Below are 21,005 nucleotides of genomic sequence, written 5' to 3'. Positions count from 1 at the left end.
CGCAAGGGTCGACAACTCTACCGCCCCCTGTTGAGGCTGCTGAGTGTCACACGACGTCAAAAACGCCGCCGCGATCAGGAACAAACTCACAATACCGCTCAACTGAGACATGGCGAAACTCCTCCTGTTTCGCCCCGCGCAGCGCGAGCATAAACCAGAAAGCCGCATGCCGCCAAGACTTATGACTGACATGACTTATGATGACAGCAATTTGTGCTTCGTGAATCGATGTGGTGGCGGTGGCGGCAATATTTGCGGACGCCCCGATTGCGTTTTGCAGCACTTTGGCTAAGACGTGCCCGACGCTTCGTCAGATCAATCGGGGACATCGCAATGACTGCCATCATCGACATTGTCGGGCGTGAAATCCTGGACAGCCGCGGAAACCCGACCGTTGAGGTCGACGTCGTCCTCGAAGACGGCTCGATGGGCCGTGCTGCCGTGCCCTCCGGCGCCTCGACCGGCGCACATGAGGCGGTCGAACTGCGCGACGGCGGCGCCCGCTACCTCGGCAAGGGGGTCCTGCGGGCGGTAGAGGCCGTCAATGGCGAGCTGTTCGAGGCGATCGGCGGCATGGAAGCCGAGAACCAGATCCACATCGACCAGACCATGGTCGAACTCGACGGCACGCCCAACAAGAGCCGGCTCGGCGCCAACGCTATCCTCGGCGTCTCGCTGGCTGTGGCCAAGGCTGCGGCGGAAGCGGCCGGCCTGCCGCTCTACCGTTATGTCGGCGGCACCAAGGCACACGTGCTTCCGGTGCCGATGATGAACATCATCAACGGTGGCGCCCATGCCGACAACCCGATCGATTTCCAGGAATTCATGATCCTGCCGATCGGTGCGCCGACACTGCGTGACGGCGTGCGCTGGGGCTCGGAAATCTTCCATACGTTGAGGAAGAAGCTGAAGGACGCTGGCCACAACACCAATGTCGGTGACGAGGGCGGCTTCGCTCCTAACCTGAAGAGCGCGCCCGCCGCGCTCGATTTCATCATGCAATCGATCGAGAAGGCTGGCTTCAAGCCGGGCGAAGAGGTTGCGCTGGGACTTGATTGCGCCGCGACCGAATTCTTCAAGGACGGCAACTACGTCTATGAAGGCGAGAAGAAGACCCGCGATCCGAAGACCCAGGCCAAATATCTGGCCAAGCTTGCGGGGGATTATCCGATCATCACGATCGAGGATGGGCTGGCCGAGGACGACTGGGACGGCTGGAAAACGCTGACCGACCTCATCGGCAAGAAGACCCAGCTGGTCGGCGACGATCTGTTCGTCACCAACACGGCGCGGCTGCGCGACGGCATCCGCATGGGCGTCGCCAATTCTATCCTGGTCAAGGTCAACCAGATCGGCTCATTGACCGAAACGCTCGACGCCGTCGAGACCGCGCACAAGGCCGGCTACACCGCGGTCATGTCGCACCGCTCGGGCGAAACCGAAGATTCGACCATCGCCGATCTCGCCGTCGCCACCAATTGCGGGCAGATCAAGACAGGGTCATTGTCGCGCTCGGATCGCATGGCCAAGTACAACCAGCTCATCCGCATTGAGGAAGAGCTCGGCAAGCAGGCGCTCTACGCCGGCAAGTCGATCGTGAAAGGCTGAGCCCACAGAAAATATCCGGAATGAAAAGGGCGGGGGCATTCCTCGCCCTTTTTGTTTCCACACCGCCAAATCCGGTCATCCGTAACCGTCCATTAAGCACAATCGGGCGAGAAAGGACTAGGTCGCAGAGTGTTAGAGCGTCCTTTGCGCGTCCAAGCCGGCGCGCGGCGCTCTAAGGGATTTGGATCATGTGGACACGTCAGCACAAGCAGAGAAACACCGGTCGGCTGATCATTCCCTCGCTCTGCGTGGCATTCCTGGCCTATTTCGGGTTCCACGCCTATCATGGCGAATTCGGCATCTATTCCAAGTATCGGTTGGAAGCCGAAGCCGTCGATCTGCAAAGTGAGCTCGATGCCGTCAAGGGGCGCCGGGTCGACCTGCAGCGGCGCGTTCAGCTGATGCATCAAGGCACGCTGGAGAAGGACATGCTCGACGAGCAGGCGCGCAAGGCGCTCAATATGTCCCATGCAGACGAAATCACCATCATGTTGCCAGCTACGGCAAGATAACCAAATTCAAGTTAATCGACGATATTTTCAATGATTTTAATTGCTTAGATGCATGTCAGCCATGCATTTTTCAGCATGGCGAAACGCTTTCCCGCGTGTTAGCCTCCCCAAATCGGTGGGGAGAACTGATCTCCCTCAGTGTCCGCAAGAGACGCCAACAGGGAGTGATGCATGGCCACCGCCGCCAGAAAAGCGCCTGCCAAATCCAAATCCAGATCCGACGGCAAATCGGCAGGGCTTTCGGCCCCCAAACCTGTCGACTTCACCAAAGACGAGGAGCTTGACGCCTACCGGCGCATGCTGCTTATCCGCCGCTTCGAGGAAAAGGCCGGCCAGCTCTACGGCATGGGCTTCATCGGCGGCTTCTGCCATCTCTATATCGGCCAGGAAGCAGTTGTCACCGGCATGAAGATGGCGCTGGTCGATGGCGATCAGATGATCACCGCCTACCGCGACCATGGTCACATGCTGGCGATGGAACTGTCGCCGCGCGGCGTCATGGCCGAGTTGACCGGGCGCCGCGGCGGCTTATCCAGGGGCAAGGGCGGCTCCATGCACATGTTCTCCAAGGAGAAGCATTTCTACGGCGGCCACGGCATTGTCGGCGCGCAGGTTTCGCTCGGAACCGGCCTCGCCTTCGCCAACCGCTATCGCGGCAACAACAATGTCACGCTGACATATTTCGGCGACGGCGCCGCCAATCAGGGCCAGGTCTATGAAAGCTTCAACATGGCCTCGCTGTGGAAGCTGCCGGTGATCTACATCATCGAGAACAACCGCTATGCCATGGGCACCTCGGTATCGCGTTCGTCGGCCGAGACGGATTTTTCGCAGCGCGGCGCCTCATTCAAGATCCCCGGTATCCAGGTCGACGGCATGGACGTCCGCGCGGTCAAGGCAGCCGGCGATCTCGCAACTGAATGGTGCCGCGCCGGCAAGGGGCCGCTGATTCTCGAAATGCAGACCTACCGCTATCGCGGCCACTCGATGTCCGATCCGGCAAAGTACCGCTCCAAGGAAGAAGTGCAGAAGATGCGCTCCGAGCGTGACCCGATCGAGCAGGTCAAGGCGCGCCTGTTCGACAAGAAGTGGGCTGATGAGGACGAGCTCAAGGCCGTCGACAAGGAGGTCCGCGACATTGTCGCCGACGCCGCCGAATTTGCCCAGAACGACGCAGAGCCGGATCCGTCCGAGCTCTGGACCGACATCGTATTGTAACGAGAGGGCAAGGACATGCCGATCGAAATTCTCATGCCCGCACTCTCGCCGACCATGGAAGAGGGCAATGTTTCCAAATGGTTGAAGAACGAGGGCGACAAGGTCGCCGCCGGTGACGTCATCGCCGAGATCGAGACCGACAAGGCGACGATGGAAGTCGAAGCGGTCGACGAAGGCACGCTCGGCAAGATCCTGGTTGCCGAGGGCACCGAAGGCGTGAAAGTCAACACGCCGATCGCGGTGCTGCTGCAGGACGGCGAGAGCGCCGCCGATATCGGCAAGGAGGCCAAGGCTGCACCGGCTTCCACCCAGGATGCGATTTCAGACGGCGGGCAGCGCACCGACGCAGCCGAGGAAGGCTCGAAGTCCGCGCCGCAGGATGCCGGCGAGGCGCCGAAGGCGTCCGTTCCCGCTGCCCCCGCCATGAAGGCAGCCGCCGATCCCGACATCCCGGCCGGCACCGCAATGGTCTCGACCACTGTGCGCGAGGCGCTGCGTGACGCGATGGCCGAGGAGATGCGTCGAGACGGCGACGTCTTCGTGATGGGCGAGGAGGTCGCCGAATACCAGGGCGCCTACAAGATCACGCAAGGGCTGCTGCAGGAGTTCGGGCCGCGTCGCGTCGTCGACACACCGATCACGGAGCACGGTTTTGCCGGCGTCGGTGTTGGCGCGGCGATGGCCGGACTGAAGCCGATCGTCGAGTTCATGACCTTCAACTTCGCCATGCAGGCGATCGACCAGATCATCAACTCCGCCGCCAAGACGCTCTATATGTCCGGCGGCCAGATGGGCGCGCCCATCGTGTTCCGCGGGCCGAACGGCGCGGCTGCGCGCGTCGCCGCCCAGCATTCGCAGTGCTATGCCGCCTGGTACAGCCACATTCCCGGCCTGAAAGTGGTGATGCCTTACACAGCCGCCGACGCCAAGGGGTTGCTTAAGGCCGCGATCCGCGACCCGAACCCGACCATCTTCCTCGAGAACGAAATCCTTTACGGCCAGTCCTTCGACGTGCCGAAGATGGACGATTTCGTGCTGCCGATCGGCAAGGCGCGCATCCACAAACCGGGCAAGGACGTCACCATCGTCTCCTTCGGCATCGGCATGACCTATGCGATCAAGGCCGAGGCCGAATTGCGCGGCCTGGGCGTCGATGCCGAGATCATCGACCTCAGGACCATCCGGCCGCTCGATTTCGACACCATCATCGCCTCGGTCAAGAAGACCAACCGGCTGGTGGTGGTGGAAGAAGGATTTCCGCAGAGCTCGGTCGGCGACCATATCGCCAACCAGGTGTCGCAGCGCGCCTTCGATTTCCTCGACGCGCCGGTCATCACCATTGCCGGCAAGGACGTGCCGATGCCCTATGCGGCGAACCTCGAAAAGCTGGCGCTGCCCAATGTCGGCGAGGTCGTCGAGGCGGTCAAAGCCGTCACGTATCGCTGAGCAGGGCGGGAGGAAAACATGCCGATCAACATCACCATGCCGGCCCTGTCGCCCACGATGGAAGAGGGCAATCTCTCCAAGTGGCTGGTCAAGGAAGGCGACAAGGTTTCGCCGGGCGACGTGATCGCCGAGATCGAGACCGACAAGGCGACGATGGAAGTCGAAGCGGTCGACGAAGGCACGGTGGCCAAGCTGGTGGTTCCTGCCGGCACCGAAGGCGTCAAGGTCAACGCGCTGATCGCCGTGCTCGCGGCCGAAGGCGAGGATGCGGCGGCTGCCGCGAAGGGCGGTGATGGCGCCGCAGCGCCGGCGAAGGCAGAGGCTCCGAAAGCGGATGCCCCCAAAGCCGAATCACCAAAGCCCGAAGCGTCGAAGCCGCAAACTGCCGCCACACCTGCCCCCAAGGTGGAAGCGGCTCCGGTCGCCAACGGCCATGCAAGCGGTGAGCGTGTCTTCGCCACGCCGCTCGCCCGCCGCATCGCCCGGGAAGCCGGTGTCGATGTCTCGGCGGTGACCGGCTCCGGCCCGCATGGCCGCGTGGTCAAGGCCGATGTCGACGCAGCGATTTCCAGCGGCGGCGTCAAGGCGGCACCGGCTGCGAAAGCGGCACCTGCCGGCGCTCCGGCATCTGCAGCGGCAGCCAAGCCAATGTCGGACGACCAGGTGCTGAAACTGTTTGCCGAAGGCTCCTACGAGCTTGTCCCGCACGACAACATGCGCAAGACCATTGCGCGCCGGCTGGTCGAGGCCACGACCACCATTCCGCATTTCTACCTGACGCTCGACTGCGAGCTCGACGCGCTTCTGGCCCTGCGCACGCAGATCAACGCGGCCGCCCCGATGAAGAAGGCCGACAAGGGGGAGGCGCCGGCCTACAAGCTGTCGGTCAACGACATGGTCATCAAAGCGATGGCAATGGCGCTGATGGCGGTGCCGGATGCCAACGCGTCATGGACCGAGAGCGCCATGGTCAAGCACAAGCATGCTGATGTCGGTGTCGCCGTGTCGATCCCCGGCGGGCTTATCACGCCGATCATCCGGCGCGCCGATGAAAAGACGCTGTCGGTCATCTCCAACGAGATGAAGGATCTCGCCAGCCGTGCCCGCAGCCGCAAGCTGAAACCGGAGGAATACCAGGGCGGCACCACGGCGGTGTCCAATCTCGGCATGTTCGGCATCAAGGACTTTGCCGCCGTCATCAACCCGCCGCATGCGACGATCCTGGCGGTCGGCGCTGGCGAGGAGCGCGCGGTAGTCAAGAACGGCGAGATCAAGATCGCGACAATCATGTCGGTGACGCTGTCGACCGATCACCGCGCCGTCGACGGCGCGCTCGGTGCCGAACTGCTCGTCGCCTTCAAGCGCATGATCGAAAACCCGATGGGCATGCTGGTCTAGATAGGAAGAAGGCGGTGCGGAAATTCTTCACCAGCCTTTTTGCCTTCAGCCCTTCCGGCGTCGCAACGATCATGTGCAATGGCTGTTGGTGCGCTGGCGGGTGAGGCGCGCGCGGGCAGATTTCAGCAGGAGGGGGCAAACGCATGAAAACAGTCCTTTGCTACGGCGACTCGCTGACCTGGGGCTATGATGCGGCAAGTCTGGATCGCCACCCGCTCAAGGACCGCTGGCCGAGTGTGCTGCAGGCGACGTTGGGAGGCGATATCCAGGTCATCGCCGAAGGCTTGAACGGCCGCACAACGGCTTTCGACGACCATCTGGCCGGCGCCGACCGTAACGGCGCCAGAGTGCTGCCGACGGTGCTGATGACACATGCGCCGCTCGACCTGATCGTCATCATGCTCGGCTCCAACGACATGAAGCCGTGGATCCACGGCAATCCGGTCGCTGCCAAACAGGGCATGCAGCGCCTGATCGAGATCGTGCGTGGGCACGACTACCCGTTCGATTGGCCGGCGCCGCACATTCTGCTCGTCGCGCCGCCCGCGGTCAGCCGTACGGAAAACGCCGAATTCAAGGAAATGTTCGCCGGCGGCGATGAAGCGTCGAAGCGGCTGGCGCCGCAATATTCCGCGCTTGCCGACGAGGCCGGCTGCGGCTTTTTCGATGCGGGCTCGGTGGCCGAGACCACGCCGCTCGATGGCGTCCATCTTGACGCGGAGAACACGCGGAAAATCGGGCAGGCACTGGCGCCAATCGTGCGCGTCATGCTGGAATTGTGAATCAGGAGAAAATCCGTGGCTGAGAACTACGACGTCATCATCATTGGCTCCGGCCCCGGCGGCTACGTCACGGCGGTGCGTTCCGCCCAACTCGGCTTCAAGACGGCGATCGTCGAGCGTGAGCATCTCGGCGGCATCTGCCTCAACTGGGGCTGCATCCCGACCAAGGCGCTGCTGCGTTCGGCCGAGATCATGCACTATTCCGATCATCTGAAGGACTACGGCTTGAAGATCGACGGGAAGGTCAGCGTCGATACCGCTGCCGTGGTCGACCGCTCGCGAAAGGTCTCGCTGCGGCTCAACGGCGGCGTCGCCTTCCTGATGAAGAAGAACAAGGTCGACGTCATCTGGGGCGAAGCCAAGCTCTCCAAGGCGGCTTCCGGCGATAAACCGGGCGAGGTCGTCGTGTCGAAATCGTCGAAGAAGCCGATGGAGCCGCAGCCGCCGGCGCCCAAGGGCGTCAAGGGTGAAGGCACTTATACCGCCAAGCACATCATCCTGGCGACCGGCGCCAGGCCGCGGGCGCTGCCCGGCATCGAGTCCGACGGCAAGCTGATCTGGACCTATTTCGAAGCGATGGTGCCGAAGGAAATGCCTAAATCGCTGCTGGTGATGGGTTCGGGCGCAATCGGCATCGAATTCGCCTCATTCTACCGCACCATGGGCGCGGAGGTGACGGTGGTCGAGTTGTTGCCGGCGGTAATGCCGGTCGAGGACGCCGAGGTCTCGAAATTCGCGCAAAAGCAGTTCGAGAAGCAAGGCATGAAGATCATCCTCGAGGCCAAGGTCACCAAGGTCGAGAAGGGTGCGAACTCGGTCACCGCGCATGTCGAGATGAAGGATGGCAAGGTTGAGAAGATCACCGCCGACCGGATGATCTCGGCCGTCGGCGTGCAGGGCAACATCGAGAATCTCGGCCTCGAAGCGCTCGGCGTGAAGACCGAACGCGGCTGCGTCGTCGTCGACGGCTACGGCAACACCAATGTGCCCGGAATCTATGCCATCGGCGACGTTGCCGGCCCGCCTATGCTCGCCCACAAGGCCGAACATGAAGGCGTGGTGTGCGTGGAGAAGATCGCCAATTTCCCCGGCGTGCATGCCACTGACAAGCTGAAGATTCCGGGCTGCACCTATTGCAACCCGCAGGTTGCCTCCGTCGGCTTGACCGAAGCGAAGGCGAAGGCCGAGGGCAAGGACATCCGCGTCGGCCGCTTTCAGTTCGCCGCCAACGGCAAAGCCATCGCGCTCGGCGAAGACCAGGGTTTCGTCAAGACCATCTTCGACAAGAAGACCGGGCAGTTGCTCGGCGCGCATATGGTCGGCGCCGAAGTGACCGAACTGATCCAGGGCTTTGTCGTGGCGATGAACCTGGAGACCACCGAGGAAGAACTGATGCACACGATCTTCCCGCATCCGACGCTGTCGGAGATGATGAAGGAAAGCGTCCTCGACGCCTATGGCCGCGCGCTGAACGCGTGATAAATTGATCGCGTGAGACTCGACACATGAAAGCCAAGGAACTCAACGGCAAGGTAATTCGTTTCCGGATGCATTCATCACACAAGGAGAGGGCATATGGACGTGAATGGCGTGGGCTGGATCGCAGCCATCATCATCGGCGGTTTGGCAGGGTGGCTTGCCGAGATGTTCATGAAAAGCAACATGGGCATCTTGATGAATATCGTTCTTGGCATCGTCGGCGCGATCGTGCTGAATGCTATCCTGCAGGCGCTCAACATCGGCGCCTTCGGCGCCGGCTGGATCGCCTATCTGATCACCGGTTTCATTGGCGCCTGCCTGCTGATCTGGGTAGGGCGCATGGTGCGCCGTTAGCTGCTGAACTCTTGCCATGCGAAAACGGCTGTGGCGGCATGCGCCGCCGCGGCCTTTTTCTTTGCAGCGAAAAGTCCTAGATGACTTGTGAAAGCGAACGCCGGAAGGCGATCGCGAATGAACTGGATTTCCGATGGTCACCGTCCTCGACACGATCGCCAATGCGCCGCGCCTGCGGCATCCTGAAAAGGCGCACAAACCTGACCAGGATGTGCTGCGCAAGCCCGACTGGATCCGCGTCAAGGCGCCGGTGTCGAAAGGCTATGCCGAGACGCGCGAAATCGTGAAATCGCACAGACTGGTGACGGTCTGCGAAGAGGCCGGTTGCCCCAATATCGGTGAGTGCTGGGAAAAGAAGCACGCCACCTTCATGATCATGGGTGAGATCTGCACGCGCGCCTGTGCCTTCTGCAACGTCGCCACCGGCATTCCGACCGCACTTGATCCCGATGAACCGGCGCGCATCGCTCACGCCGTCAAGCAAATGGGTCTGAGCCATGTCGTCATCACCTCAGTCGACCGCGACGATCTCGCCGATGGCGGAGCTCAGCACTTTGCCGGGGTCATCCGCGCCATCAGGGCGGCAACGCCTTCGACGACAATCGAAATCCTGACGCCCGACTTCCTGCGCAAGGAAGGCGCGCTGGAGATCGTGGTGGCGGCGAAGCCGGACGTGTTCAACCACAATCTGGAGACCGTACCGTCGAACTATCTGACGGTCCGGCCCGGCGCCCGCTATTTTCATTCGATCAGGCTCCTGCAGCGGGTCAAGGAACTCGACCCGTCGATCTTCACCAAATCCGGCATCATGGTTGGCCTCGGCGAGGAGCGGAACGAGATACTGCAGTTGATGGATGATCTGCGTTCGGCCAATGTCGACTTCATGACCATCGGCCAGTATCTGCAGCCGTCGAAGAAACACCACCCTGTGATCCGTTTCGTCACGCCGGAGGAATTCAAGTCCTTCGAGACGATCGGCAAGACCAAGGGCTTCCTGCTGGTGGCATCGAGCCCGCTGACGCGTTCGTCGCATCACGCCGGCGACGATTTCGCCAAGCTGCGCGCGGCACGGGAAGCGTTTCTCAGGAAGTCCGCCTAACACACTGGTTTCATGCCACAATTCGAAGCCCACCGCCGCGTTGCGCATACGCCGGAACAGATGTTCGCTCTGGTCGCCGATGTCGAATCCTATCCGCAATTCCTGCCGCTTTGCGAGGCGCTGACGGTTCGCTCGCGCAAGGAACGCGACGGACGCACCCTGCTCGTCGCTGACATGAGCATCGGCTACAAGGCGATCCGCGAGACTTTCACGACCCAGGTGCTGCTAAAACCTGGCGAGAAAGCCATCGACGTCAAATACATCGACGGTCCGTTCAAGTATTTGAGCAATGCCTGGCGTTTCGAGCCGGCCGATGGCGGTTGCAACGTATGCTTCTTCATCGACTACGAATTCAAGAGCCGTATTCTGGGTGCGGTGATGGGAGCGATGTTCGATCGCGCCTTCCGCATGTTCTCCGAAGCGTTCGAGAAGCGCGCCGACGTCATCTATGGCGCAATGCCGGCAGCCTGATCCGCAGCGAGTGCGCGCAAGCCCAGTTCAAGCGCATGCCTGACCGTCTCCCGGCGGATGAAATTGCGGCCTTTGTCGGCGAACAACTGACATTCGCTGACGACCGGCCGGCCAGTCAAGGCGATACCGAACCAGACCAGGCCGACGGGCTTTTCCGCCGAGCCGCCGCCCGGACCGGCAACGCCGGTAACAGCAAGGGTGAGTCCGGCGCGCGAATGTGCCAACGCGCCGGCCGCCATCTCGACTGCGGTTTCCCGCGAGACCGCGCCGTGCGTCTCAAGCGTGGCGGCGGAAACGCCGAGCATCTCAGTCTTGGCCTCGTTGGAATAGGTGATGAAACCCCGGTCGACCACCGTGGACGAGCCGGCGATGTCGGTAAGGGCGGCGATGATCATGCCGCCTGTGCAGCTTTCGGCCGTCGCCAGCATGATGCCACGCTGTCGGCAGGCCTGAAGCAGGGCATCTGCGAGATCGCTGTTGCTCATTCGGGGACATCCCCCGGAAATACGACGCTGGCGGTGGCGATAGCCGCTATGCCTTCCTCGCGTCCGACAAAGCCGAGCTTTTCGTTGGTTGTCGCCTTGATAGAGATACGGTCTCGGGAAATTGCCAGCATTTCCGAAAGGATTTCGGTCATTGCTTCGCGATGTGGGCCGACCCGGGGCGCCTCGCAGATCAGCGTGATGTCGGCATTGGCGATGCGCCCGCCGCGCGCACGCACCAGTCTTGCCGCATGTTCGACGAAGATCCGCGAGGCCACGCCTTTCCACTGCGGATCCGACGGCGGGAAATGCGTGCCGATGTCGCCGGCGCCACAGGTGGCGAGCAGCGCGTCGGTCAAGGCGTGCAGGCCGACATCGGCGTCCGAATGGCCGGCCAGTTTCTTGTCGTGCGGGATGGACACGCCGCACAGGGTCACATGATCGCCGGGCTCGAACGCGTGGACGTCATAGCCATTGCCGGTGCGGATATCCGGAAAACGCAGCCGTTCGCCGGAAAGCCGCTGATCCGCCATCGAAATATCCCTTGCCCAGGTGAGCTTGACATTGTCCGGCGAGCCCGGAACGATTTTCACCGGAATATGCGCCCATTCGGCAATCGCGGCATCGTCGGTGAAGTCCGCCTTGCCCAAGTGATGGGCCTTTTCGTGGGCGGCCAGGATCGGCCAGAACGGGAAGCCTTGCGGCGTCTGGGCGGCATGAAGCCCGTTCCTGGAAACCGTCTCCCCGATCATGCCGGCGGCCGACTCACGTTTTAGCGTGTCGGCGACGGGTAAGGCAGGCAGCGCTCCCTGGCGCTCGCCGATAGCGGCGATCGTACGGTCTATCAATTCGGCGTCGACGAACGGGCGAACGGCATCATGGACCAGAACCTGGCTCGGTGCATGGCCTCTCAGCGCAAGCAGCCCGAGCCGGACGGAGTCCTGCCTGGACGCGCCACCGGTCACCGTGATGACCCGATCGGCGTTGGCTCCGGCGGCGCTGCGAAAAAGCGCACTGTCGTCGGCGTGGATGGCGACGACGACAGGACCGATTCTCGGATGCGCCAAAAACATATCCAATGTGCGCGCGATGACGGCACGGCCACCGATCCTCTGGTATTGCTTCGGGCCGTCGGCCTGACCGGCGCGCGCGCCGCGGCCGGCGGCGACGATAACCACGGCAACCCTAGAGTCCGTAGCCAAAGCTCGCATTTCGCTTGCATCTGTCATGCCGAGACGCTTAGCGCATGATCCCGAAAAGTGGAATCGCTTTTCGGAAGAGATCATGCGCAGATGCAAAGTGCCAAAGCGTCCTTTCCTAAAGGCGTACGCCGCCGAGGGCCCGGGTATAGGCCCAAGGCCAGCATTTTTCCCAAATGCGCCTTAATGTGACGTCATTGCGCGTTGCACATTGCTGCCATTCTGGCTAGAGAATGTGCAGCAACTAAAGATGCTTGGTTTTTGTGCATGTATGACCTCACCAAATTGGCTTCGCCGCTGGACGTGGGTAGGGTGAGAATCCGCAATCGCGCTTTTCTCGCGCCCATGTCGGGCATAACCGATGAGCCGTTCCGGCAGCGTGCCTATGCGCATGGCGCCGGATTGGTCGTGTCGGAGATGGTGGCGAGCGGCGAGCTTGCCAGGGGCAGGGCCGGTTGCGGCCTTCGCATCCGCCATTCCGGGCTGCCTGTGCACATGGTCCAGCTTGCCGGCCATGAGGCGGCGCATATGGCCGAGGGCGCTCGAATCGCCGCGGGCGAGGGCGCCGACATCGTCGACATCAACATGGGCTGCCCGGCCAAGAAGGTGACGGGCGGCTATGCCGGTTCGGCGCTGATGCGCGATCTCGATCACGCTTTGTCGTTGATTGAGGCGGTGGTCGGCGCCGTCGAGGTGCCAGTCACGGTCAAAATGCGGCTCGGCTGGGACGAAAGCGCGCTCAACGCGCCGCTGCTGGCGCGCCGCGCCGAGCAGGCGGGCGTCCAGATGGTGACGGTGCATGGCCGCACGCGCTGCCAATTCTACCAGGGCAAGGCCGACTGGCGCGCCATCGCACGCGTAAAGCAGGCTGTATCGATACCAGTCGTTGCCAATGGCGATGTCGGATCGCCGGCGGAGGCAGCAATGATCCTCGACCAGTCGGGCGCCGACGCGGTGATGATCGGCCGCGCGCATTATGGCGCGCCCTGGACGGCAGGCAGCATCGCGGCAGCCGCGGCAAAAGATGCGGCGCCCGGCGTGCCCGAAAGTCCGCAAGCGCTGGCCGACTACATCGTTGCCCACTACGAGGACATGCTAACGCTCTACGGCATCGAAAGCGGCGTGCGCCAGGCGCGCAAGCATCTTGGCTGGTATCTCGACCGCCACGCTGTTGGCGTCGTTGATGAGCAGCGAAAGGCCATCCTCACCTCCTTCGAGCCTGTCCGCATCGTTGCCGCGTTGCGCGAGGTGTTTTCACGCGCTGCCGAGGCGATGAACCTGCGGAGCGCAGCATGAACGCCACGCTTACACAGAGCATGGACATGGCGGACGCCGCTCACATTGTGCTCAACACCATCCGCCGCCCGGTAATCATGGTCGATGCGGAAGGGTTCATCACCTTCGCCAATGCCGATGCCGAGGATTTCTTCCGCTCGAGCGCGACCATGCTCGCCCGCAATACTCTCCCCAAGCTCATTCCCTTCGGTAGTCCGCTGCTGACGCTTGTCGACCAGGTGCGCGAGCGCCGGGCACCCGTCAACGAATACCGGGTCGACGTATCGTCGCCGCGCCTCGGCATCGAGAAGGTCGTCGATCTCTATGTCGCGCCGGTGTCGGAATTCCCGGGCGCCGTCGTGGTGATGTTCCAGGAGCGATCGATGGCCGACAAGATCGACCGGCAGATGACGCACCGCGGTGCGGCACGCTCGGTAACCGGCCTTGCCGCGATGCTTGCCCACGAGATCAAGAACCCGCTATCCGGCATCCGGGGTGCTGCCCAGCTGCTCGAACTGTCGGCTTCCGACGAGGATCGCGCGCTGACCCGGCTGATCACCGACGAGACCGACCGCATCGTCTCGCTGGTCGATCGCATGGAGGTGTTTTCCGACGAGCGGCCCATCGATCGCTATCCGGTCAATATCCATGTCGTGCTCGACCATGTGAAGGCGATTGCCAAGAACGGTTTTGCCAAGCGGATCAAGATATTGGAGGATTATGATCCATCATTGCCTCCGGTTTTCGCCAACCGCGACCAACTCATCCAGGTGTTCCTCAACCTGGTCAAGAATGCGGCCGAGGCCATTGGCGGCGATCCGCAAGGCGAGATCACTCTGTCGACCGCATTCCGGCCGGGCATCCGTGTTTCCGTTCCGGGAACGCAGGGCCGCGTGTCGCTGCCGCTGGAATTCTGCGTGCGCGACAACGGTTCTGGCGTTTCCGAAGATATCCTGCCGATCCTGTTCGATCCCTTCATCACCACCAAGCCGAACGGGTCGGGGCTTGGTCTGGCGCTGGTCGCGAAAATCGTCGGCGAGCATGGCGGCATCATCGAATGCGATTCGACGCCGCGCGCAACCACCTTCCGCATCCTGATGCCAGCCTGGAAAGAAACGCCGTTCGGCACAGACGATGATGGCGAAGGAGACCGCAAATGACGGTTCGCGGCAATATTCTCGTCGCCGACGACGATGCGGCGATCCGCACGGTCCTCAATCAGGCGCTTTCGCGCGTCGGCCACGAGGTGCGCGTGACGTCCAACGCCTCGACGCTATGGCGCTGGGTGGCGGCCGGCGAGGGCGATCTCGTCATCACCGACGTGGTCATGCCGGACGAGAACGCTTTCGACATGCTGCCGCGCATCAAGAAGGCGCGACCGGAACTGCCCGTAATAGTCATGAGTGCCCAGAACACGTTCATGACCGCGATTCGTGCCTCCGAAACCGGCGCCTACGAATATCTGCCGAAACCGTTCGACCTGACCGAGCTTCTCAGCATCGTCAACCGGGCGCTTTCCGAGCCCCGACGGCCGAAGATCGATGCGCGGGCCGACGAGCCGCCGGAAACGATGCCGCTGGTCGGCCGCTCGGCCGCCATGCAGGATATTTACCGCATGCTGGCGCGTATGATGCAGACCGACCTGACGGTGATGATTTCAGGTGAATCGGGCACCGGCAAGGAACTGGTGGCGCGCGCGCTGCACGAATACGGCCGCCGCCGCGGCGGCCCCTTCGTCGCGATCAACATGGCGGCGATCCCGCGCGACCTGATCGAATCGGAACTGTTCGGGCACGAGAAAGGCGCCTTCACCGGTGCGCAGAACCGCTCCACCGGCCGTTTCGAGCAGGCCGAAGGCGGCACGCTCTTCCTCGATGAGATCGGCGACATGCCGATGGAAGCGCAGACGCGCCTGCTGCGTGTCCTGCAGCAGGGCGAGTACACCACCGTCGGCGGCCGTACGCCGATCAAAACCGACGTCCGCATCGTCGCCGCCACCAACAAGGATCTGCGCACGCTGATCAATCAGGGGCTTTTCCGCGAGGACCTGTTCTATCGCCTGAATGTCGTGCCGCTAAGGCTGCCGGCGCTGCGCGAGCGGTCTGAGGACGTTCCAGATCTCGTCCGGCACTTCTTCAAGCTCGGCGCCAGCGAAGGCCTGCAGACCAAGCGCATTTCCACCGGCGGCATCGAGCTGATGAAGCGCTACCCGTGGCCAGGCAACGTGCGCGAGCTCGAAAATCTTGTCCGCAGGCTTGCCGCACTCTATTCTCAGGATGAGATTTCCGCCGAAGTCATCGAGGCGGAACTGAAGACCGGCGAGAGGCCGGTCGTTCCCGCTGGCGGCAACCTCATTCCCGACGACCTCTCCATCGGCCAGGCGGTGGAACATTTCCTGCAGCGCTATTTTGCTTCGTTCGCCGGCGATTTGCCGCCCGCCGGCCTCTATCAGCGCATTCTCTCCGAGGTCGAATATCCGCTGGTGCTGGCCTCAATGACGGCAACCCGCGGCAACCAGATCAAGGCTGCGGAACTCCTGGGGCTCAACCGCAACACGCTACGCAAGAAAATTCGCGAACTCGGCGTCAACGTCTACAAATCGACCAGGCCGGCATAGCGAAGCCTTTTCCGGGGATCGATCGCCGAAACATTTCCGTCCAGGTCACACTTGTTGCATAATCGCCACAATGCGTTGCATACATCCGACGCAATCACTGGCTCTAGACGGCGACATGGCTCCACAGGCACAGACACCGAGCGAAGCGCTTTTCAGCGAACCTGGCACACGGGACGGGCGCCGGCTGCTTGCGCTGCCCGGCGTGGTGGCAATTGCCGGTGCGCTGGTTACGGCGGCGATCTCCTTCGCCATCCTCGTCGGCGCCACGCCGATCACGCCGGACGAGAGGACAACGCTGGCGCTTATCGCCCTCAATGCGGCGTTCATCCTGTTTCTGATCGCGCTGGTCGGCCGCGAAGTGCATCGTATCGTGATGGCGCGCCGGCGCGGCAAGGCGGCGTCGCGGCTGCATGTACGGATCGTGGCGATGTTCGCGCTGGTCGCCGCGATTCCCGCCATCATGGTGGCCATTATCGCCTCGATCACACTCGATATCGGTCTTGATCGCTGGTTCGAGATCCGCACCAAGACGATCGTCAATTCGTCGCTGTCGATCGCCGATGCCTATGTGCAGGAGAACGCGCGCAATCTCCAGGGAACGACCCTGTCGATGGCTTACGATCTCGACGCCTCCCGTGCGCTCTATGGCCTCGATCGAACCGGCTTCCTCGATCTCATGAACAAGGAAGCCGTCGGACGCTCGCTGGCCCATGCCGCACTGGTCAGGCCCGACGGTTCGTTCGTCATGAGCGCCAAGACCGACGCCGATTTTGCCATGCCGGAGCCGCCGGAAGGCGCCATGAGCAGTGCCGCCGACGGCAGGCCGGTGCTGATCGAGCCGAAGACGCGCAATATCATGGGCGCCATCGTCAAACTGCGCGAGATCGAAGGGCTCTATCTCTACACCATCCGGCTCGTCGATCCCGAGGTGATCAAGGCGCGGCAGATTGTCAGATCCAACACCGACGAATATCGCGGTCTGGAAGACAATCGCCGCACTTCGCAGGTGGCGTTCGCACTTCCCTACCTGTCGCTGACGCTGATCATCATTCTGTCCGCCATCTGGACCGGAATTGCCGTGGCAGACCGCCTGGTGCGGCCGATCCGCCAGCTCATCGGCGCGGCCGACGAGGTCGCGACAGGCAATCTCGACGTTGCCGTCCCGGTTCGGCCCTCCGACGGAGACGTCGCCTCGCTCGGCGACACCTTCAACAAGATGCTGCTGGAACTGAAATCGCAGCGTAACGAGATACTGTCTGCCAAGGATTTGGTCGACGAGCGGCGGCGTTTTTCGGAAGCCGTGCTTGCCGGTGTCACCGCTGGCGTCATCGGCGTCGATCCATATGGCATCGTCACCATCGTCAACCGGTCGGCTGAAACGATGCTGGCCATATCCGCTACCGCCGCACTCGGGCAAAACCTCTCCGCCGTGCTGCCGCATGTCGGCCGCGTCTTCGAGATCGGCCGCAAGTCGGGCAAGCCTGTCCACCGCGAGCAGGTGACCTTCTATCGCGCCGGTACGGAGCGGACCTTCAACGTGCAGATCACGGTCGAGGCCGGCGACGACGGTTCGGAGGAGAAATCCTATGTCGTCACGGTCGATGACATCACCGATCTGGTCCAGGCGCAGCGTTCCTCGGCCTGGGCGGATGTGGCGCGGCGCATCGCCCACGAGATCAAGAACCCGCTGACACCGATCCAGCTTTCCGCCGAGCGCATCAAGCGCCGCTACGGCAAGGTCATCACCGAAGACCGCGAGGTTTTCGATCAGTGCACCGATACGATCATCAGGCAAGTAGAGGACATCGGCCGGATGGTCGACGAGTTCTCCGCTTTCGCACGCATGCCCAAGCCCGAAATGAAGGCCCTCGATTTGCGCGAATCGTTGCGCGAAGCCTCGTTCCTCGTCGAAGTGAGCCGATCCGATATCACCTTCGAGCGCGTGTTCGGCAACGAACCGCTCAAAGGCACTTTCGACAGCCGCCTGATGGCGCAGGCTTTTGGAAATGTTATCAAGAACGCGGCCGAGGCGATTGACGGACTTGATCAGAAGGACCGCTCGCACGGCATAATCCGGATTCAAGCAGGGCGCCAGAATGGCGCGATTCGCATCGATGTCATCGACAACGGCAAGGGCTTGCCGCGCGAGAATCGCCAGCGATTGCTCGAGCCTTACATGACGACACGCGAGAAAGGCACGGGGCTCGGCCTCGCTATCGTCAAGAAGATAGTGGAGGACCATGGCGGCCGGCTCGAACTGCATGATGCGCCGGCGGATTTCCACGACGGGCGAGGCGCGATGATCAGCATCATTCTGCCGCTCGTCGCCACCGTGCCGTCGCGCGGCGAAGGCAAGACGGAAAACGAAAGAGAAACTGAAAAGGTCGGTAATGGCGTCTGACATTCTCATCGTCGATGACGAGGAAGACATCCGTGAACTTGTCGCCGGTATCCTAAGCGACGAAGGTCACGAAACCCGCACGGCATTCGATGCCGACAGCGCCCTGGCGGCGGTAGCCGACCGGGCGCCGAGGCTGATATTCCTTGATATCTGGCTGCAAGGCTCACGTCTGGACGGACTGGCGTTGCTGGACGAGATCAAGACGATGCATCCGAGCTTGCCTGTGGTGATGATCTCGGGCCACGGCAATATCGAGACGGCGGTCTCGGCCATCCGCCGCGGCGCCTATGACTTTATCGAGAAACCGTTCAAGGCCGACAGACTGATTCTCATCGCCGAACGTGCGATTGAAACCTCGAAACTCAGACGCGAGGTTTCTGATCTCAAGCTGCGCAGCGGCGAAACCTTCGACCTGATCGGCATGTCGTCGGCGATGAGCCAGTTGCGCCAGACCATCGAGCGCGTTGCGCCGACCAACAGCCGCGTCATGATCATCGGCCCGTCCGGGTCTGGCAAGGAACTCGCGGCTCGCGCCATCCACACGCTGTCGGCGCGCAAGAGCGCACCATTTGTCACGCTGAGCGCTGCCAACATCACGCCCGAACGCATGGAGGTCGAGCTGTTCGGTACCGAATCCAACGGTGTCGAACGCAAGGTCGGCGCGCTTGAGGAAGCCCATCGCGGCATTCTCTACATCGACGAAGTGGCCGACATGCCGCGCGAAACGCAAAACAAGATTCTGCGCGTGCTGGTCGAACAGCAGTTCGAGCGGGTAGGAGGTACCAAACGGGTCAAGGTCGATGTTCGAATCATTTCGTCGACCTCGCAGAACCTGGAGGCGATGATCGCCGACGGTCGTTTCCGGGAGGATCTCTATCACCGTCTGGCGGTGGTTCCGGTCATGGTGCCGGGATTGGCCGAGCGGCGGGAGGACATCCCCTATCTTGTCGACAATTTCATGAAGCAGATCGCCCGCCAGGCCGGCATCCGGCCGCGGCGCATCGGCGACGACGCGCTGGCGGTGCTGCAGGCGCACAACTGGCCAGGCAACGTCCGCCAGTTGCGCAACAACGTCGAGCGACTGATGATCCTGGCGCGCGGCGACGATATCGATGCACCGATCACCGCCGATCTTTTGCCTGCCGAGATCGGCGATGTCATGCCGCGCACGCCAAACCAATCCGATCAGCACATCATGGCGCTGCCGTTGCGTGAAGCGCGCGAACAATTCGAGAAGGACTATCTAATCGCCCAGATCAATCGTTTTGGCGGCAACATCTCGAAGACGGCCGAGTTCATCGGCATGGAACGCTCGGCGCTTCACCGCAAGCTGAAGTCGCTGGGCGTCTGATAGCCAATCCATCATGGCCTACGCAATTATCGGTTACGGCGCCGGCGGAATCGCATAAGAAAGCGCTGCAGCGCCGCGGGTCTTTTTGGGACGCTCAAAGGACGCTGTAGCATTTTGATTTTTGCGCAAGACCCCGAAAATCGATTCCGATTTTCGGGGTCATGCGCTGACTTCTCCAGGGGTGGCCTCATGCCGCGCATTGCCTATGTGAACGGGCGCTATGTCGCTCACGCCGACGCCTTCGTGCATGTCGAGGACCGTGGTTATCAGTTCGCCGATGGCGTCTACGAGGTCTGCGAGGTAGCGCGCGGCTTCATCGTTGATATGCCTCGCCATCTCGGACGGCTAAACCGCTCGCTGACCGAATTGTCGATCGATTGGCCTGTCACGCGGGGCGTGTTGCCGATTATTATGCGTGAGGTGGTTCGCCGCAACCGTGTCACCGATGGCCTGGTCTATCTTCAGGTGACGCGTGGCGTCGCCAGCCGTGACTTTATCTTCCCGGCGGCGGGCACGAAGCCGTCGCTGGTGGTGACCGCCAGGAAAGCCGACCCCGCTGCTGCCGCAAAGAGAGCCGAAAGCGGAATCAAGGTTATCACCGTGCCGGAGAATCGTTGGGATCGGGTCGATATCAAGTCGGTCGGCCTGCTGCCAAATGTGCTCGCCAAGCAGAAGGCCAAGGAAGCCGGCGCCCAGGAAGCCTGGTTCGTCGATGCCGACGGCACCGTCAAGGAAGGTGGATCGTCGAACGCCTGGATCATCACCAGGGATGGTGTGCTGGTGACGCGTCCGGCCGAGCACGGCATCCTGCGCGGCATCACCCGCACCACGCTGTTCGAAGTGGCCGCCAAGCTAGGCCTGAAGATCGAGGAGCGCGGTTTTTCGGTCGCCGAGGCCAAGGCTGCGCGCGAGGTTTTCATCAGCTCCGCGACCACCATCGCCATGCCGATCGTGGCGATCGACGGCGCTCCCGTCGCCAATGGCCATCCGGGCTCGATAACACTTTCCTTGCGGCAAGCCTTTTTTGACGTTGCGGAAAAAAGTCCAGCCTGATAACCGCACAGGTGGAATGAACATCAATATCTCGTTCTGCTTGTCGTTATTGACGGCAAGATGGTGTTTGCGCGCTTGACACGTGCCGGGTAATTTGGCGCATTGAGGTGCAAACCGAAGGGGATCGGCGAAAGACAAGAACAATGGCGGAACGATCGCAAAATCTTCAGGACCTGTTCCTGAATTCAGTTCGCAAAAGCAAAAACCCACTCACCATCTTTCTCATCAACGGCGTGAAGCTGACCGGTGTGGTCACTTCG

At 62.0% G+C, this 21,005-nt stretch carries 20 protein-coding genes; 17 read left to right on the top strand and 3 right to left on the bottom strand.

What is annotated here, in order from left to right; genetic code table 11:
- Positions 1-46: 46 nt before the first annotated feature.
- Complete coding sequence (locus tag EOA78_RS36035) at positions 47-283, bottom strand: hypothetical protein (RefSeq protein WP_164783824.1); 237 nt, start codon at positions 281-283, stop codon at positions 47-49.
- Between the two features lie 50 nt (positions 284-333).
- On the opposite strand from EOA78_RS36035, the gene eno reads away from it, so the two are divergent.
- The 10 genes from eno to EOA78_RS19240 all read left to right on the top strand — a co-directional run bounded on the left by eno (position 334) and on the right by EOA78_RS19240 (position 10,367).
- Positions 334-1,608: a phosphopyruvate hydratase gene (gene eno / locus EOA78_RS19285; RefSeq protein ID WP_127316504.1), complete on the top strand. Its 1,275-nt coding sequence runs from the start codon at positions 334-336 to the stop codon at positions 1,606-1,608.
- Between the two features lie 188 nt (positions 1,609-1,796).
- Positions 1,797-2,120, top strand: coding sequence for a septum formation initiator family protein (locus EOA78_RS19280; protein ID WP_127316503.1), 324 nt, complete (start codon positions 1,797-1,799; stop codon positions 2,118-2,120).
- A 171-nt stretch (positions 2,121-2,291) separates the two neighbouring features.
- Positions 2,292-3,338 (top strand): pyruvate dehydrogenase (acetyl-transferring) E1 component subunit alpha, encoded by a 1,047-nt coding sequence (gene pdhA, locus EOA78_RS19275; RefSeq protein WP_127316502.1) that lies wholly within the window; start codon positions 2,292-2,294, stop codon positions 3,336-3,338.
- Between the two features lie 15 nt (positions 3,339-3,353).
- Complete coding sequence (locus EOA78_RS19270) at positions 3,354-4,784, top strand: pyruvate dehydrogenase complex E1 component subunit beta (RefSeq protein WP_127316501.1); 1,431 nt, start codon at positions 3,354-3,356, stop codon at positions 4,782-4,784.
- Positions 4,785-4,802: 18 nt separating this feature from the next.
- A complete protein-coding gene (locus tag EOA78_RS19265; RefSeq protein WP_127316500.1) occupies positions 4,803-6,182 on the top strand; it encodes a pyruvate dehydrogenase complex dihydrolipoamide acetyltransferase in 1,380 nt (459 codons plus the stop codon).
- 143 nt (positions 6,183-6,325) lie between these two features.
- Positions 6,326-6,964, top strand: coding sequence for an SGNH/GDSL hydrolase family protein (locus tag EOA78_RS19260; RefSeq protein ID WP_127316499.1), 639 nt, complete (start codon positions 6,326-6,328; stop codon positions 6,962-6,964).
- Positions 6,965-6,979: 15 nt separating this feature from the next.
- Complete coding sequence (gene lpdA, locus EOA78_RS19255) at positions 6,980-8,443, top strand: dihydrolipoyl dehydrogenase (RefSeq protein WP_127316498.1); 1,464 nt, start codon at positions 6,980-6,982, stop codon at positions 8,441-8,443.
- Between the two features lie 96 nt (positions 8,444-8,539).
- Positions 8,540-8,797 carry a GlsB/YeaQ/YmgE family stress response membrane protein gene (locus EOA78_RS19250; RefSeq protein WP_127316497.1) on the top strand — a complete coding sequence of 86 codons (258 nt, stop codon included), beginning with the start codon at positions 8,540-8,542 and terminating at the stop codon, positions 8,795-8,797.
- A gap of 133 nt (positions 8,798-8,930) precedes the next feature.
- Entirely contained in the window at positions 8,931-9,896 is a 966-nt protein-coding gene (gene lipA, locus EOA78_RS19245; protein ID WP_127316496.1) for a lipoyl synthase, read from the top strand.
- A 12-nt stretch (positions 9,897-9,908) separates the two neighbouring features.
- Positions 9,909-10,367 carry a type II toxin-antitoxin system RatA family toxin gene (locus EOA78_RS19240; RefSeq protein ID WP_127316495.1) on the top strand — a complete coding sequence of 153 codons (459 nt, stop codon included), beginning with the start codon at positions 9,909-9,911 and terminating at the stop codon, positions 10,365-10,367.
- Here EOA78_RS19240 and EOA78_RS19235 read toward each other — a convergent pair.
- On the bottom strand, positions 10,343-10,852 hold the full coding sequence (locus EOA78_RS19235) for a CinA family protein (protein ID WP_127316494.1): 510 nt from the start codon (positions 10,850-10,852) through the stop codon (positions 10,343-10,345). The genes EOA78_RS19240 and EOA78_RS19235 overlap by 25 nt on opposite strands.
- Entirely contained in the window at positions 10,849-12,078 is a 1,230-nt protein-coding gene (locus EOA78_RS19230; protein WP_127316493.1) for a bifunctional 2-C-methyl-D-erythritol 4-phosphate cytidylyltransferase/2-C-methyl-D-erythritol 2,4-cyclodiphosphate synthase, read from the bottom strand. Before EOA78_RS19230 ends, EOA78_RS19235 begins: the two co-directional genes overlap by 4 nt.
- Positions 12,079-12,315: 237 nt before the next feature.
- Between EOA78_RS19230 and dusB the strand changes: the two genes are divergently transcribed.
- The 7 genes from dusB to EOA78_RS19195 form a co-directional block, all read left to right on the top strand.
- On the top strand, positions 12,316-13,344 hold the full coding sequence (gene dusB / locus EOA78_RS19225; protein WP_127316492.1) for a tRNA dihydrouridine synthase DusB: 1,029 nt from the start codon (positions 12,316-12,318) through the stop codon (positions 13,342-13,344).
- Positions 13,341-14,483: a nitrogen regulation protein NR(II) gene (locus EOA78_RS19220; protein WP_127316491.1), complete on the top strand. Its 1,143-nt coding sequence runs from the start codon at positions 13,341-13,343 to the stop codon at positions 14,481-14,483. Before dusB ends, EOA78_RS19220 begins: the two co-directional genes overlap by 4 nt.
- The gene (gene ntrC / locus EOA78_RS19215; RefSeq protein ID WP_127316490.1) at positions 14,480-15,940 is read left to right on the top strand and encodes a nitrogen regulation protein NR(I); all 1,461 of its coding nucleotides are present in this window, start codon (positions 14,480-14,482) and stop codon (positions 15,938-15,940) included. The genes EOA78_RS19220 and ntrC overlap by 4 nt, the downstream gene beginning before the upstream one ends.
- Positions 15,941-16,055: 115 nt before the next feature.
- Positions 16,056-18,341, top strand: coding sequence for a PAS domain-containing sensor histidine kinase (locus EOA78_RS19210; protein ID WP_164783823.1), 2,286 nt, complete (start codon positions 16,056-16,058; stop codon positions 18,339-18,341).
- A complete protein-coding gene (locus EOA78_RS19205; RefSeq protein ID WP_065008746.1) occupies positions 18,331-19,692 on the top strand; it encodes a sigma-54 dependent transcriptional regulator in 1,362 nt (453 codons plus the stop codon). The genes EOA78_RS19210 and EOA78_RS19205 overlap by 11 nt, the downstream gene beginning before the upstream one ends.
- A 189-nt stretch (positions 19,693-19,881) precedes the next feature.
- Positions 19,882-20,745, top strand: a complete 864-nt coding sequence (locus tag EOA78_RS19200) for a D-amino-acid transaminase (RefSeq protein WP_127316489.1) — start codon at positions 19,882-19,884, stop codon at positions 20,743-20,745.
- A 143-nt stretch (positions 20,746-20,888) separates the two neighbouring features.
- Positions 20,889-21,005, top strand: a 117-nt coding sequence (locus EOA78_RS19195) for an RNA chaperone Hfq (protein ID WP_206533462.1), incomplete at its 3' end; no start/stop codon positions are given.

Origin of the sequence: Mesorhizobium sp. M5C.F.Cr.IN.023.01.1.1 (assembly GCF_003997585.1) — a bacterium.
GTDB classification, from domain to species: domain Bacteria; phylum Pseudomonadota; class Alphaproteobacteria; order Rhizobiales; family Rhizobiaceae; genus Mesorhizobium; species Mesorhizobium wenxiniae.
This window is presented reverse-complemented; position numbering and strand designations above follow the sequence as displayed.

Bases quoted from the DNA above. Each gene is read 5' to 3' on its own strand.
- eno (WP_127316504.1), top strand. From the start codon at position 334: ATGACTGCCATCATCGACATTGTCGGGCGTGAAATCCTGGACAGCCGC.
- EOA78_RS19280 (WP_127316503.1), top strand. From the start codon at position 1,797: ATGTGGACACGTCAGCACAAGCAGAGAAACACCGGTCGGCTGATCATT.
- pdhA (WP_127316502.1), top strand. From the start codon at position 2,292: ATGGCCACCGCCGCCAGAAAAGCGCCTGCCAAATCCAAATCCAGATCC.
- EOA78_RS19270 (WP_127316501.1), top strand. From the start codon at position 3,354: ATGCCGATCGAAATTCTCATGCCCGCACTCTCGCCGACCATGGAAGAG.
- EOA78_RS19265 (WP_127316500.1), top strand. From the start codon at position 4,803: ATGCCGATCAACATCACCATGCCGGCCCTGTCGCCCACGATGGAAGAG.
- EOA78_RS19260 (WP_127316499.1), top strand. From the start codon at position 6,326: ATGAAAACAGTCCTTTGCTACGGCGACTCGCTGACCTGGGGCTATGAT.
- EOA78_RS19250 (WP_127316497.1), top strand. From the start codon at position 8,540: ATGGACGTGAATGGCGTGGGCTGGATCGCAGCCATCATCATCGGCGGT.
- lipA (WP_127316496.1), top strand. From the start codon at position 8,931: ATGGTCACCGTCCTCGACACGATCGCCAATGCGCCGCGCCTGCGGCAT.
- EOA78_RS19240 (WP_127316495.1), top strand. From the start codon at position 9,909: ATGCCACAATTCGAAGCCCACCGCCGCGTTGCGCATACGCCGGAACAG.
- EOA78_RS19235 (WP_127316494.1), bottom strand. From the start codon at position 10,852: ATGAGCAACAGCGATCTCGCAGATGCCCTGCTTCAGGCCTGCCGACAG.
- EOA78_RS19230 (WP_127316493.1), bottom strand. From the start codon at position 12,078: ATGACAGATGCAAGCGAAATGCGAGCTTTGGCTACGGACTCTAGGGTT.
- dusB (WP_127316492.1), top strand. From the start codon at position 12,316: ATGTATGACCTCACCAAATTGGCTTCGCCGCTGGACGTGGGTAGGGTG.
- EOA78_RS19220 (WP_127316491.1), top strand. From the start codon at position 13,341: ATGAACGCCACGCTTACACAGAGCATGGACATGGCGGACGCCGCTCAC.
- ntrC (WP_127316490.1), top strand. From the start codon at position 14,480: ATGACGGTTCGCGGCAATATTCTCGTCGCCGACGACGATGCGGCGATC.
- EOA78_RS19210 (WP_164783823.1), top strand. From the start codon at position 16,056: ATGGCTCCACAGGCACAGACACCGAGCGAAGCGCTTTTCAGCGAACCT.
- EOA78_RS19205 (WP_065008746.1), top strand. From the start codon at position 18,331: ATGGCGTCTGACATTCTCATCGTCGATGACGAGGAAGACATCCGTGAA.
- EOA78_RS19200 (WP_127316489.1), top strand. From the start codon at position 19,882: ATGCCGCGCATTGCCTATGTGAACGGGCGCTATGTCGCTCACGCCGAC.